The following is a 13,446-nucleotide window of genomic DNA, read 5'->3' as shown; positions in this document are numbered from 1 at the left end:
ACCGCCCCGCCAGGAACCGCTAATGACCGTAACCCCGACCGTTCTTTCCCCCACAGCGGAAGCTCCTGTCGAAGGATTGCCGCCTGGCTTCGGCGAAGGCATCGCCGGCAAGGCGGCTTTTTTTATCGCCATCGCCTTCTCCATCTTCCAAATCTACATCGCCGCCTATGGCAGCCTGCCGAGCCAGGTCATACGCGCCATGCATGTCGGCTTCCTGCTGCTGCTCGGCTTTGCCCTAATCGCCAATCTGCGCGCCAAAAGCGTCCCGGCGAAAGCAGTGTTCTGGACGCTCGGCCTGCTTGGTTTCGCCACCGGTCTGTACAATTGGGTGTTCTATGCCGACCTCATCCGCCGCTCAGGCTTTCTCACCACGCCTGACCTGATCGTCGGCGCGGTGCTGGTCGTGCTGGTCTTCGAGGCGGCGCGGCGGTTAATGGGGCTGCCGCTCGCCGTCATTGCCTTCATCTTTCTCGCCTACGCATTTGCCGGCAATCATCTGCCGCCGCCGTTCATCCATCGCGGTTATGATTTCGCCCAGCTCGTCGACACTTTCGCCTACGGTACCGAAGGCATCTACGGCACGCCGATCTATGTCTCGGCCGCCTACATCTTCATCTTCGTCGTCTTCGCCGCCTTTCTCGAACGAGCCGGCATGATCGCGCTGTTCAACGATTTTGCGCTTGGCCTGGTCGGCTCATGGCGCGGCGGCCCGGCGCAGGTCTGCGTGTTGTCCTCGGCGCTGATGGGCACCATTTCCGGCTCCGGTGTTGCCAATGTGGTGGCCAGCGGCCAGTTCACCATCCCGCTGATGAAGCGCTTCGGCTTCCGCTCGGCCTTCGCTGGCGCCGTCGAGGCGACCTCGTCGATGGGCGGCCAGATCATGCCGCCGGTGATGGGAGCGGTTGCCTTCATAATGGCCGAGACGCTGAACATCCCCTATGCCGCGGTGGTCAAGGCGGCGATTATCCCGGCGCTGCTCTATTTCGGCGCCTGTTTCTGGCAGGTGCACCTGGAGGCCGGCAAGGCCGGCCTGCACGGCATGGCCAAGGCCGACCTGCCCAATCCCTGGGATGCAGTGAAACAACACTGGCCGCTGGTACTGCCGCTCGCAGCCCTGATCTACCTGCTGTTTGCCGGCTACACACCGGTCTTCGCCGGCACCATGGGCCTGGCGCTGACCATTGTGCTTATCCTCGGCACGCCGCTGGCGGCATCGATCGGGCCGCTCGCCTTCCGTGTCGTCTTCTGGCTGGCGCTCGGGCTTGCCGCGGCTTCCTTCATGAAATTCGGCGTCAACATCCTCAGCCTGGTCATTGCCGTGCTGGTCGCCGCCTGCCTCACCTTCAAGGGCGGGCGCGAGACGCTGCGCATATGCGTGGATTCCCTTGCCGAAGGAGCAAAGAACGCGCTGCCGGTCGGCATTGCCTGCGCCATTGTCGGCATCGTCATCGGCACGTTGACGCTTACCGGCATCGCCTCGACCTTCATCGGCTGGATCATCTCGATCGGCGAGAACAATCTGTTCCTGTCGCTGCTTTTGACCATGCTCACCTGCCTGGTGCTCGGCATGGGCATACCGACCATTCCCAACTACATCATCACTTCGTCGCTGGCCGGGCCAGCGCTGCTGTCGCTCGGCGTGCCGTTGGTGGTCAGCCATATGTTCGTCTTCTATTTCGGCATCATGGCCGATCTCACCCCGCCTGTGGCGCTGGCCGCCTTCGCCGCCGCGCCCATGGCCAAGGAAAGCGGCCTCAAGATCGGCATCCAGGCCACCAAGCTTGCCATTGCCGGCTTCGTTGTGCCGTTCATGGCGGTCTATACCCCGGCGCTGATGCTGCAGGACCCCGGCCCGATCGCCGCCCAGTTCGGCTATCCCGTCGAGGTCGCCTATATCGTCATCAAAGCCTGCATGGGTATCGTCCTGTGGGGCGCCGCGGCCGTCGGATTTCTCGCCCGGCGCATGGCGTGGTGGGAACGCCTCGTCGCCTTCGCCGCCGGCGTGCTGCTGGTTGCGGCGCTGCCGCTCACCGACGAGGCGGGCTGGGCGCTGTCCCTTGCCTGGATCGGCTGGCACTGCTGGCGCGCGCGGCAGGCTTCGCTGGCTAATTCAGCATGAGCCTCTGCATCGTCGCGGCCGGCAAGACGGTGACGCTCGCGGTCGCTGCCTTCACGCTCTCCTGGGTGCATTCGGTGGAGAAGACCCAGTGGCAGGAAGACTGGAAGGTGCTGCCGTCCGGCCTGCAGCTGGTCGAGGCCCGCATCAAGGGATCGGGCGCCGGGATGGAGCCGCCGCAAGGCTCGGTGCTGAGAAACGGCTGGTGGGTCTATGCGCCCAAGGTCGGGCTACAGCGGCGCCTCGCGCTCGCCGCCTCGGGCGCCACGGGTCAGGGCTGGACGCTGTGCACGGCGCAGGACTGTCGCGAACTGGCCAAGCTGGCAGGCGGCACGATCTCGCTGGAGCCGTGCGGGCCGGAGGGCTCCAGCCAGCCGCGGTAGCGGGCGATCATGCCGGCAAGCGGATGCGAGATCTCGACATGGAAGCGGAAGCGGCCATCCTTCACCGTTTCGTAGGAAGTCGAGCGTGGACCGAGCCACATCGGAAGCGGCAGGCCAAAAAAACTCCAGCGGCGCAAGACCAGCGCCAGCCGGCCGTCTTCGGCAACCAGCGCCATCGCGAAGGTCAGCGGGCCGAAGCGTTCGCACAGCAAGCGCTGCGATCGACCCCGGCCTGCGGACTGTAGGCTCGAAAAACTGTGCTTGCCGAATGTCCGGGTCCAGGTCTCGCCTTCCTTGTCGGTGTCGAAGCGGACATGAACCGGGATGTCCTCGCTTGCCCCGGGGAAGCCGACCGTCCAGGCCATTAGCCGGCCAAGAACATTGCGCCCGCGTTCGACGCGCGCGCGGCCTGCGGCCGTGATCGTACGGTCATGCATTGACCGAATTGCCTCGGGAAGGCCTTGCCAGGCGGCACCGAGCAGCTCGGCATAAAGCGGCTTGTCCTCGTCCGCCGCCCCGTTCCTGAAGCCGGTGTAGATTGTCCGCCCGGCGAACAGGGCTTCATAATCCCGGAGCTCCAAATCGCGCACCCCCGCCCGTGCGCCCGGCGCGGGCTGATGTCCGGCCAGCGCTTTGCGGGCCAGTGCTTCGACCGCCATCGACGGGATCAGCGGCCCGTCATTGCCCTCGGCCAAGAGATGCCACGAGCGCTTGACGATGGCGCCCGCCCGGTCCGATCCCTCCACCTCGACGAACATGCCGCCGCGATGCTCGCCCCAGCGCAGCCGGTTCGTTGCCTGATGCATCAGCGGCGCCAGTGGCGAAAGCGAACCGATCAATCCGGCGCGCACCAGCCAGGCGAGGCCGATCAGGGCGCGGTGCAGCACCTCGGGTACCGGCCCGGCTCCCATCCAGATGGTCCTCGCCTCCGGCCAAAGCGCGGCCAAGGCGCGCAGGTCCGGAACGTCGACCAGAGAAAACAGCGTGTTTCGAAGCGGCAGCCGGCCCGGCGGCGCGATAGTGTAGCGCAGCTGCTCGGTAAACGGACGGCCTTGTTCGGGACGGCCATTGCGAACAAGCCGCACCGGCCGACCGGCATAACCGGCGATAGCCCGGATGACGTTCCCGCCGACGCCGGCAAAGGGCGAAGGCGCGATGCCGCCGCGAATGCCGTCGACCCGCGTCAGGTCCGAAGACAGGCGACGCACCACCGCCGCCGTCAGCACCGGAAAGCTCGAGACGCCGGACAGCACGAAGACGCCGGCGTTTCGCGCCGCCTCGTCGAACGCAGAGACACCGGCGACGAAATCCGAGCCGTCGGCTAGATCGAGATAGTTGATGCGCCGGGCGATGCAGGCCTCGATCAGGCGATAGCGTCCCTCGCCATAGGCCTGGAACGGACCGCTCGCGTCGACTACAATATCAGGCTCAAATGCAGCGAGTTGCGCGGCGAGATCGCCGTCACGGTCGAACAGTGCCGGCACCAGCTGGGCTGCTGTCGGGGCGCGCTTCTTGCAATACGCGTCAGCCTTGGCGAGCGAGCGCCCGGCGACAAAGAGGATCAGATGCGGCTCGCCCTCCAAAAGCTCGACGGTGCGACCGCCAAAGGTGCCATAGCCGCCGACGACAAGAACCTTCATCCGCAGTTCCCCCAAAATGCCCCGCCCGCTCCCGGCCACGGCAACGAACCTAGCCGATCAATCTTGCCCTCACCTCGGCGGAAGGGATTTCGCAATTGTCCTTCTTGCCGAACAGGGCGTAGCGGTTCATTGCGATGCGGTCGTAGAGCCAGTCGCGAAGCGGGCGCGGCAACAGCAGCAGGATCCGCGCCGCCCGCCACGGCCAGCCGAGTTCGGCCATGACGGCAACGAAACTGTCCAGGCGGGTGAAAGCCGCGCCATCGACGATGACGAGATTGGTCTCGTAGCGATCCGTCCGCAGCCCGTATTTCTTGAACAGCATCTCGCCGAAGGGCGACTGCGCCGTTACGAAATGGAAGCGGCCCTTGCGGTCGAGCTTCACCACCATGCGCACAAAGCCCGAGCACAACACGCAAATACCGTCGAACACGATCAACGGGCGACTTGATTCGAATTCTGGCGGCTCAGGAGAATGGTTCGGCTTGACGGTCACGTGACGCCCGGCAGCTGGTGTCAGGCGACACTAGGCCTGCCGGCGGCTGGATCAAAGCCCGGAATGCTAGAGGCTTGGCGTTGTCGCACGCCGTCTGTCGGTCAGCGCAGGGCGCTCGGCGCGATAGGTCGTTGACCGATTGTCGGCGTCGGGCCGGCAGATACGGCTGTCGTGACGGCTCTCCATGCTCATCATCAGCGCACGCTGATCCCAAGCGTGTTGCCACGGCGCGCGCAGGCGGGGCCTGGGCCGCGCATATAATAGCGCTCAGGCCGATAGGTCGGCGCGACGAATTCGCGGATGGCGGCGGCATAGCCGGCGATTTGATTCCAGAAGCTCATTTTACTCGGTCCCTGTCCCGTTTCGGATGTCCCTTCCGAATTGCGGGGATCATAGCGTCCAGGCGTGAATAGTCGGTGAACGTGATGTTAATCTCTGGTCGAAAATGCCTTTGTTCATGGCTGGAATGCGGCTGATTCGCGGTGTTTCCATGCAGTCCGTCGGCATTTCGTCCAGTGTGACTTTTGCATCACATATGTTTCGCCTGAATGTCGCAGAGGCGCGGTTTTGTTTCAGGTTTTGCCGGACCGCGAAATTTCCGTGCACGCGGCCGGAAAACCAGGAACCGGCCCGTCAGCCGCACGTTGATTTCCCAGTGCCGGGACGAACCGGCGCCGCAGGCTGTGGTGCTCGGGTGGGCCGCAGCCAAAAAAATCCGAAACTGCAAGAGCAATGGAAAGGCAAAGGCCATGGGTTTCTTTTCGAAGGATATCAAAACCCTCGACGACCTCTTCGTGCACACGCTGCGCGACATCTATTACGCTGAAAAACAGATCGAGAAATCGCTGCCGAAGATGATCGACAAGGCGAGTGATGCGCAGCTGAAAGCCGGCTTTGAGAAACATCTCGCTCAGACCAAGGGTCATATCCAGCGTGTCGAGCAGGTGTTCGAACTGCACGGCGTGAAGGCCAAGCAGGTCGACTGCCCGGCCATCGACGGCATTCTCGAAGAAGCCGACGACGTCAGCGGCGACATCGCCGACAAGGAGGTCCTCGACGCTGCGCTGATCGCCTCCGCCCAGGCGGTCGAGCATTATGAGATGACCCGTTACGGCACCCTGATTGCTTGGGCCAAGCAACTGGGCCGCAGCGACTGCGCCAATGTGTTGGCCAACAACCTCAAGGAGGAGCAGGCAACCGACCGCAAGCTTACCGAAATAGCGGAAAGCAAGGTCAACCTGCAAGCCGCCGAGTAGGGCAGTGAGAACAAGGCAAGGCTGGGTTGAAAGCCCGGACTTGCCGTTTGCGCCGCCGGAACCGGAACGGACTTTGCCCGTTCTCGGTTGAACATTGTCGCGCAGGGAGTTTGTCATGGCGCCGCGCCCGGCCTGGAGAGGGTATCTCAAGCTTTCGCTGGTCACTTGCGCCGTCGAACTGACCAATGTCGTCACCCAGGCCGAGAAAGTCTCGTTCCGCGTGCTCAACCGCAAGACCGGCAATACCGTCAAGCGCGTCTATGTCGATTCGGCAAGCGGCAAGCCGCTCGATGAAGGCGACGAGATCAAGGGCTACGAGATCGGCGACGGCGACTTCGTCCAAATCGAGGAGGAGGAGATCGAAGCCGTGCAGATCGAATCCTCGCATACGATGAGCCTCGATGGTTTCATCGAAAAATCCTCGATCCAGCAGATCTATCTCGATGCGCCCTATTATGTGACGCCTGCGGACGAGGTCTCGGAAGAGGCCTTCGCCGTCATCCGCGACGCCATGGCCGCCAAGAAGACGGCGGGGCTAGCCCGCATTGTGCTCTATCGCCGCGAACGTCCGGTGGTCATTGAGCCGTTGGGCAAGGGTCTGCTGCTGACGACCCTGCGCTATGGCGATACGGTTCGCAGGCCCGAGATGGTGTTCGGCGACATCAAGCCGGTGAAGACCGACGCCGAGATGATCAGGCTGGCCGAACACATCGTCGATGACAAACAGGCGAAGTTCGATCCTTCCGAATTCGAGGACAAATACGAAAACGCCCTGATCGAGCTGGTCCGCGCCAAGAAGGCCGGCAAGAAGGCACCGAAGACCAAGGCGGAACCACGGCCATCCAATGTCGTCAACCTCTTCGATGCGCTGAAGAAGAGCCTTTCGTCGGAAGCCGGTGCGCCGGCAAAGACCGGACGCCCGGCAAAAGGCGCCAAGTCCAAAGCCGCCCGGCGCAAATCTGCTTAGGATCCGCCCATGGCCAGCCTCGAGCAGTATCACGCCAAGCGCAATTTCAAGAAGACGGCCGAACCAGCCGGCAAGGTTTCGCGCGGCAAGAAAGCCGTGCCGGGTGGCATCTTCGTCATCCACAAGCATGCCGCCACCAGGCTTCACTACGACCTTCGTCTCGAGCACGGCGGCGTGCTGTGGAGCTGGGCGGTGACGCGAGGCCCGAGCCTCGACCCGCACGAAAAGCGGCTCGCCGTGCATGTCGAGGATCACCCGATCGACTATGCGCCGTTTGAAGGCACCATCCCGAAGGACCAATATGGTGGCGGCTCGGTCATTGTCTGGGATGAGGGAACTTGGGTCCCCGATGGCGACCCGGCAAAGGCGATGAAGAAAGGCCATATCAGTTTCGAACTGCATGGCCACAAATTGCATGGCGCATGGCATCTGGTGCGGCTGAAGCCGCGTCCGGGCGAAAAGCGTGACAACTGGTTGCTGATCAAATCCGACGATGCCGCCGCGCGTCCGGGCGAGGACATTTTGCAGGAGGCGCCGCAATCGGTGAAATCCGGCCTGACCATCGAGGAGGTCGGCCAAGGCAAGACCGCCGACGGCAAGAAGCCAAGCGTCTGGCAGTCCGACAGGCCGGCTACCGGCAAGAAGGCAGTCGCGGCAAGGCGGCTCGAATTCATCGAACCGGCGCTCGCAACGCTGGAGCGGGACGCGCCGCCCGGCAAGGACTGGCTGCATGAGGTGAAGTTCGACGGCTATCGCATGCAGGCGCAGCTTGCCGGTACCGAGGTGCGGCTTTTGACACGCACCGGCCTCGACTGGACCGACAAATTCGGTGGCGCGATTGTCGCCGCACTTGGCGGCCTGAAATGCACCGACGCGATCATCGACGGCGAAATCGTCGTGCTGGCGGATAACGGCGTCTCGTCATTCTCGCTGCTGCAGCAGGATCTGTCGGCGGGCCGTACGGATCGTTTCATCTACTATGTCTTCGACCTGTTGCGTCTCAACGGTGAGGATATCCGTTCCGAGCCGCTGGTCGAGCGCAAGGAAAGGCTGCGCACCTTGCTTCCCGGACAGGTCGAGGATCAGGCCGTGCGCTTCAGCGACCACTTTGCCGAGCCCGGCAAGATCATGCTGGAGCATGCTTGCCGGCTGGGGCTCGAAGGCGTCGTCTCCAAGCGTGCCGATGCGCCCTACCGCAGCGGTCGTGTTCCCTCGTGGGTTAAGTCGAAATGCACGGCGCGCCAGGAATTCGTCATCGGCGGCTATATGCCGTCGGACAAGACCGGGCGCGGCCTGCGCTCGCTGCTGGTCGGCTATCACGAGGGCGGCAAGCTGCGCTATGCCGGCCGCGTCGGCACCGGCTTCACGGCCAAAAGCACCAACGAGCTGAAGAAGAGGCTTGATGCGCTAAAGACGACGACCTCGCCCTTCGACAGGGCGGTGCCAAGGGGCAAGGGGCTGGTCTGGGTCAAGCCCGAACTTGTCGGCGAGGTGGAGTTTCGCAGTTGGACGTCGGACCGTATAATACGCCACGCGTCGTTCCAGGGACTGCGCGAGGACAAGCCGGCGGAGGAAGTCGTGCAGGAGAAACCGAAAGCACACTCAGCGCCGGCAGAGCAGCCCAAGGCAAAGCCCGCCAAACCCGCCGGGACGGCGAAAACGTCGGTTACGCTGTCTCGCCCGGACAAGCTTCTGTGGCCGCAGGAGAAGGTATCGAAGCAGGATCTGGTCGATCATTATGCGCTTGTCTGGCCGCGCATGAAGCAGTTCATCGTCAATCGGCCGCTCAGCTTGGTGCGGGCGCCGGACGGCGTCGGCGGCCCACGCTTTTTCCAGAAGCATGCCTCAGCGGGCATGAGTGAAAAAATAGCCGTGATGAAGGATCCGACGGACGGCGAGGAAATCCTGTTCATCCGCGATTTCGACGGTGTCGTGGCCCTGGTGCAGCTCGGCGTCGTCGAGATCCACATCTGGGGCTCGACCACGGACGAACTGGAAAAACCCGACCAGATCATCTTCGATCTCGATCCCGACGAGGGTGTCGACGTGAAGGCGGTGTGTGCCGCGGCGCTCGATATCCGCAGCCGGCTCGACGAACTGTCCCTGCCGAATTTCGTCAAGACCTCGGGCGGCAAGGGCTATCATGTCGTCGTGCCGCTGAAGCCGTCGGCGGATTGGGACGAGGTCAAAGGCTTCGCCCATGAGTTCGCCCGAGCGCTCGAACAGGCCGCGCCCGACCGCTACACGGCGACGCTGTCGAAGAGGGCGCGCACCGGCAAGATTTTCGTCGATTATCTGCGCAACGGCCGCGGCGCCACCACGGTTGCGCCTTATTCGTCGCGCGCCAAAAAAGGCGCCACGATATCGATGCCAGTGACCTGGGGGGAAATTGAGGCCGGATTGCCGCCGAACGCCTTTCCGATCGGCGACAAGACGACGCTGAAGCGGCTCGGGCAAGCCGATCCCTGGGCGGATTTTTTCAAGCAGGCAAAGCCGCTCAAGCGCGGCTAGAGTATCCGTGTTGGTCAAGGGAGAGATGGTGTCCAGGTCCGATTGTCCCTGAGTAGTGCGTTTGCGAGGATGATGAGCTTTCGCATGATGGCTGTGATGGCGAGTTTTGAGGCTTTGCCGTCGGCCGTGAGCTGGTGGTATTTTGCCTTTAGATCGGGATTGAAGCGCATGGCGACGAGGGCGGGCATGTAGAGTGCCTGTCGGACATTGGCTCGCCCGCCGCGGATGAAGGCGCGGCCGATCCAGTTGCCGGACTGTCGTGCGACGGGAGCGAGGCCTGCGAGGGAAGCAGCCTGACCCTGACCGAGCGTGCCGAGTTCGGGCATTTCGATGAGAAGCGCGAAGGCGGTGATTGCCGAGACGCCCGGGATCGAGACGAGGATAGCGAAGCGACGGGAGAGATCGGGATCGGACTGGATGAGCGCCGTGATCTCCTTTTCGACAGCAGCCATTTGACGTTCGATCTGCCTGAGCTGCTGGGCATTGTGGCGCTTGAGGATGGGAAGGGTTAGCGCCTTGGCCCTGTTCCTCGCCGCCGTCCGGTTCTTCACCAGCGCCTCGCGCGCCATGTGCAGGTCCTTGAGGTCATTGAGGATCGGGCTGCGCACCGGTCGTGCTTCGAGGTCGAGAAGAGCGCCCATGCGCGCCAGCATGGCGGCGTCCAGCCGGTCGGTCTTGGCGATCCTGCCGGTGGCCTCGGCGAAGCGCCGGGCTTGGCGTGGGTTGACCTTGACCAGCGCAAGGCCAGCCGCCGCCAGCTTCCGCTCAAAGGCCCGGTGATATGGACCTGTCGGCTCATAGACGATGCGTACGCCGGGCGGGTCCAACCGGCTCGGGCTCAACCAGCTCATGAACGCCTTGTGGCCGCGGCTGTCGTTGGCAAAACGCCGGCTCGCGCCGTCGCTCAGCCTGTGGGCGTCGAGATGGTCTTTCGAAATGTCGATCCCGATGGTATCGTTGGTCATCTTTCACTTGTCCTGTGCTTGTCGTTCGGAGCCGAACTCCGGGTATCCGTTCAGGCCTCAAGGGAAAGACGAGGGCGATCCGACTCTAGCTCGACCCGTCAAACGGTCAGCAATTCCACCGATCCGACCCTCGCCGCTGAGGGAGGGCGGCTACCCTCTCTCAGCGTTCCTTTCTGACCCATTCGGCAGCGAAAGTCATAAGACAAGCAATTTCAGGAAAGTGTGAAACGGTTTTCCGTCCGGAATTGCGTCAAAACAAAAAGATAGAGTGGTTCGGCGTTCCCGTGAAACGCCGAACGCGCATCGAAGCGCGCCGTCAGGCGAGAAACGTCGTCTCGAAGGCCTGCTTGCCTACCGGTGAAAAGATCACGGCACGGCTGTCCTTCTCGCGCCGTGCCCATTTCTCGGCGAGGACCTTGTCGAGAATGGCGGCGCCCAGCGCGCCGGCAAGATGCGAACGCCGCACGCTCCAGTCGAGGCAGGCGCGGCACACCGGTCGCCGCGCTTTGGTATGGATGTCGATGCCGATCGCGGCGAAATGCGAGGCGGCCGACGGCCCAAGCTGGATCACCTCGTCGTCGCGCAGGAGCACTTGTCGAGCCACAAGACGGTCCAGCATCGCCACCGCCTGCTCGCCGGCGAGGTGATCGTAGCAGACCCGCGCCACGCGCATGGCCGCGTCGCGAGGGCCGGGTCGCACCCTCTGCGGTCCGACCGCAGCGGCAACGCCGGTGATGGCTTCGATCATTCCCGCCACCTGCGGGCCGGCGAGGCCGTAATAGCGGTGCCGCCCCTGGCTCGCCAGTGTCAGCAGCCCGCCTTCCATCAGCTTCGACAGATGCGAGCTCGCTGTCGGAAGCGACACCCCGGCTTCGAGTGCCAGTTCGCTCGCCGTCAGTGCCGTGCCGCCCATCAGTGCGGACAGCATGTTTGCCCGCGCCGGATCGCCCACCAGGCTGGCAATGCGGGCTATGTCAGGTCCTTCGCGCATAGTTCGTTCCTCATCGAAGCATCCTCGTCAGGTAACCACTATTCTCGACCTGGATCAAGGAGACGACGATGACAAGAACCATTCTCGGCGCCGCGCCCGCCGGCCGTTTCGGCCGCCGGCCGTTCCCGTTCATTGTCTTGCGCCGCTTGCGGCTGCGGCTCCTGAAGCGGTGGTACGACCGTCATTTGCAGCGTCTCGACCTCGCCGAGATCGACGATCATCTGCTGCGTGACCTTGGCCTGACACCTGAAGACGTCCGCCGCGAATGCGCGAAATCGTTCTGGCAGGCATGATCAGCGAGGGATTTGCCTAGCATATCGACCTTCGGAACGTTTCGATCCGGCTCGAACTGCGACCGCAAGAAAACATCCACCGCCAAGGAGGCGAAAATGACCATCACCTGCTTCATCCGCTACGAGATCGATCCGTTCGGCAAGGCGGCGTTCGAGGAATATGCACGCAATTGGGGGCAGGCGATCCCGCGCTGCGGCGCCGATCTGATCGGCTATTTCGCGCCGCACGAAGGCTCGGCCACCACGGCTTATGCCGCCTACAACATCGACAGTCTTGCGGCCTACGAAGCCTACCGCGCCCGGCTTGCCGCGGACCCGGCCGGCAAGGCAAACTACGAGTTCGCGCGACGGGAGAAATTCATCCTGAAGGAGGATCGCATGTTCCTGAAATTGGCTTCTGGGCCGCACGCTCCCTTGGTGAAGATATGATCGCCGTCATCTTCGAGGTCGAGCCGGCGGCGGGCAGGCGCGATGCCTATCTCGGCATCGCCGCCGAGCTCCGCCCGTTGCTCGACGGCATTGACGGCTTTCTATCCATCGAGCGCTTCCAGAGCCTTGTCGACCCAGACAAGATCCTGTCGCTGTCGTTCTGGCGCGACGAGGAGGCGGTGAAGGCATGGCGCAACACCGAGGAACACCGGCAGGCGCAAAAGGCCGGCCGCGGCGGCATCTTTGCCGGCTACCGTTTGCGCATCGCCCATGTCGTGCGCGACTATAGCCTCACCGAACGCGCCGAGGCGCCGGCGGACAGCAGAATGGTGAATGGATAGGGCAGCTACGCATTGCCTATCAGCACCCCTGCCGCAAACACCAGCGCGCCGCCCAGCACCACCTGGAAGGCGGCGCGCCAGAATGGCGTCTGCATGTAGCGGTTCTGCACGAAGGCGATCGCCCACAGCTCGAAGAAAACCACCACGGCGGCGACAATGGTCGCCGTCCAAAAAAGCGGGATTAGATAGGGCAGCGCATGGCCGAGCCCGCCCAGCGTCGTCATGACGCCGACGGTCAGCCCGCGTTTTGCCGGCGAGCCGCGGCCCGATAATTTGCCGTCGTCGGAAGCCACCTCGGTGAAACCCATCGAGATGCCAGCGCCGATCGAGGCGGCAAGCCCGACCAGAAAGGTCTGGAACGTATCATGCGTGGCAAAGGCGGCGGCAAAGATCGGCGCCAGCGTCGACACCGAGCCATCCATCAGCCCGGCCAGCCCCGGTTGGACATAGGTCAGGATGAACTGGCGCTGCTCGGCTGCCGTTTCTTCGTCCTTGACCGCGCCCGGCACATGCTTTTGCTCCAGCCGCTGCGCCAGTGTCTCGTGGCCCTGTTCTGCGATCGCCAGGTCGTCGAGCAGCTTTCGCGTCGACGCATCGCCTGTGCGTTTGGCCGCCTCGATATAGAACAGGTAGGCCTGCCGCTCCATGGCCTCGGCTTGGCTGCGCACATGATCGATGCCGAGCGGCCTCACCAGCCAGTCCGGCTTGCGTTCGTAATAGCCCTTCACATGTTCGCGCCGGATCAGCGGTATGCGCTCGCCGAAACGCTTGCGGTAAAGCTCGATCAGCGAATCGCGATGGCCGTCCTCCTCCTCCGCCATCTCCTCGAACACCTTGGCCGATTGCGGAAAGCTCTCCGCCAGCCCGTCGGCATAGGCGCGATAGATGCGCCCGTCATCCTCCTCGGAGGAGATGGCGAGCGCCAGGATCTCCTGTTCCGAGAGCGATTCAAAGGGACGGCGGCCGAAGCCGAAAACGCGGGAAAGCATGAGAAATTCACCCTAGTTTAGAATAGTTCTAAACTATGACCTCGCACGTCGCCGGTCAATCGTGTGCGCTCC

General features: G+C 63.3%; 15 protein-coding genes. 8 read left to right on the top strand and 7 right to left on the bottom strand.

Going from position 1 to position 13,446, the window contains the following annotated elements:
• The first annotated feature begins 22 nt into the window (after positions 1-22).
• Together NKI59_RS02520 and NKI59_RS02515 are read left to right on the top strand one after the other, a co-directional pair.
• Complete coding sequence (locus tag NKI59_RS02520; protein WP_352702138.1) at positions 23-2,119, top strand: TRAP transporter permease; 2,097 nt, start codon at positions 23-25, stop codon at positions 2,117-2,119.
• On the top strand, positions 2,116-2,499 hold the full coding sequence (locus NKI59_RS02515) for a DUF1850 domain-containing protein (RefSeq protein WP_352702135.1): 384 nt from the start codon (positions 2,116-2,118) through the stop codon (positions 2,497-2,499). Before NKI59_RS02520 ends, NKI59_RS02515 begins: the two co-directional genes overlap by 4 nt.
• Here NKI59_RS02515 and NKI59_RS02510 read toward each other — a convergent pair.
• From NKI59_RS02510 to NKI59_RS02495, 4 genes are all read right to left on the bottom strand, one after another.
• Positions 2,388-4,139 (bottom strand): saccharopine dehydrogenase family protein, encoded by a 1,752-nt coding sequence (locus NKI59_RS02510; protein WP_352702133.1) that lies wholly within the window; start codon positions 4,137-4,139, stop codon positions 2,388-2,390. The two genes, NKI59_RS02515 and NKI59_RS02510, sit on opposite strands and share 112 nt — an antisense overlap.
• A gap of 49 nt (positions 4,140-4,188) precedes the next feature.
• A complete protein-coding gene (locus NKI59_RS02505) occupies positions 4,189-4,569 on the bottom strand; it encodes a thiol-disulfide oxidoreductase DCC family protein (protein WP_352702281.1) in 381 nt (126 codons plus the stop codon).
• Between the two features lie 257 nt (positions 4,570-4,826).
• Positions 4,827-4,973: a hypothetical protein gene (locus NKI59_RS02500; protein WP_023678994.1), complete on the bottom strand. Its 147-nt coding sequence runs from the start codon at positions 4,971-4,973 to the stop codon at positions 4,827-4,829.
• Positions 4,974-5,161: 188 nt separating this feature from the next.
• Positions 5,162-5,383: a hypothetical protein gene (locus NKI59_RS02495; RefSeq protein ID WP_352702131.1), complete on the bottom strand. Its 222-nt coding sequence runs from the start codon at positions 5,381-5,383 to the stop codon at positions 5,162-5,164.
• Here NKI59_RS02495 and NKI59_RS02490 point away from each other — a divergent pair.
• The 3 genes from NKI59_RS02490 (at position 5,382) to ligD (ending at position 9,366) form a co-directional block, all read left to right on the top strand.
• Positions 5,382-5,888, top strand: coding sequence for a YciE/YciF ferroxidase family protein (locus NKI59_RS02490; RefSeq protein ID WP_352451918.1), 507 nt, complete (start codon positions 5,382-5,384; stop codon positions 5,886-5,888). The two genes, NKI59_RS02495 and NKI59_RS02490, sit on opposite strands and share 2 nt — an antisense overlap.
• Positions 5,889-6,003: 115 nt before the next feature.
• A complete protein-coding gene (gene ku / locus NKI59_RS02485; protein ID WP_352702127.1) occupies positions 6,004-6,855 on the top strand; it encodes a non-homologous end joining protein Ku in 852 nt (283 codons plus the stop codon).
• 9 nt (positions 6,856-6,864) lie between these two features.
• Positions 6,865-9,366 (top strand): DNA ligase D, encoded by a 2,502-nt coding sequence (gene ligD, locus NKI59_RS02480; RefSeq protein WP_352702125.1) that lies wholly within the window; start codon positions 6,865-6,867, stop codon positions 9,364-9,366.
• A gap of 14 nt (positions 9,367-9,380) precedes the next feature.
• Here the strand turns inward: ligD and NKI59_RS02475 are convergent, their stop codons facing one another.
• Both NKI59_RS02475 and NKI59_RS02470 read right to left on the bottom strand, forming a co-directional pair.
• Positions 9,381-10,331, bottom strand: coding sequence for an IS110 family transposase (locus tag NKI59_RS02475; RefSeq protein ID WP_352458931.1), 951 nt, complete (start codon positions 10,329-10,331; stop codon positions 9,381-9,383).
• A gap of 316 nt (positions 10,332-10,647) precedes the next feature.
• On the bottom strand, positions 10,648-11,322 hold the full coding sequence (locus tag NKI59_RS02470; RefSeq protein ID WP_352702121.1) for an ArsR/SmtB family transcription factor: 675 nt from the start codon (positions 11,320-11,322) through the stop codon (positions 10,648-10,650).
• Between the two features lie 68 nt (positions 11,323-11,390).
• Here NKI59_RS02470 and NKI59_RS02465 point away from each other — a divergent pair, with 68 nt between their 5' ends.
• From NKI59_RS02465 to NKI59_RS02455, 3 genes are all read left to right on the top strand, one after another.
• Complete coding sequence (locus NKI59_RS02465) at positions 11,391-11,615, top strand: DUF1127 domain-containing protein (RefSeq protein ID WP_352702119.1); 225 nt, start codon at positions 11,391-11,393, stop codon at positions 11,613-11,615.
• A 96-nt stretch (positions 11,616-11,711) separates the two neighbouring features.
• Positions 11,712-12,044, top strand: a complete 333-nt coding sequence (locus NKI59_RS02460) for an NIPSNAP family protein (protein ID WP_352702116.1) — start codon at positions 11,712-11,714, stop codon at positions 12,042-12,044.
• On the top strand, positions 12,041-12,385 hold the full coding sequence (locus NKI59_RS02455; RefSeq protein ID WP_352702114.1) for an antibiotic biosynthesis monooxygenase family protein: 345 nt from the start codon (positions 12,041-12,043) through the stop codon (positions 12,383-12,385). Before NKI59_RS02460 ends, NKI59_RS02455 begins: the two co-directional genes overlap by 4 nt.
• Before the next feature lie 5 nt (positions 12,386-12,390).
• On the opposite strand, the gene mbfA is transcribed toward NKI59_RS02455, so the two are convergent.
• Positions 12,391-13,374, bottom strand: a complete 984-nt coding sequence (mbfA, locus tag NKI59_RS02450; RefSeq protein ID WP_352451856.1) for an iron exporter MbfA — start codon at positions 13,372-13,374, stop codon at positions 12,391-12,393.
• Between the last annotated feature and the right edge of the window lie 72 nt (positions 13,375-13,446).

This window comes from Mesorhizobium sp. M0598 (genome assembly GCF_040320865.1).
Lineage (GTDB): Bacteria > Pseudomonadota > Alphaproteobacteria > Rhizobiales > Rhizobiaceae > Mesorhizobium.
The sequence above is the reverse complement of the archived record's forward strand: the minus strand, read 5'-3'. Positions and strand labels throughout refer to the sequence as shown.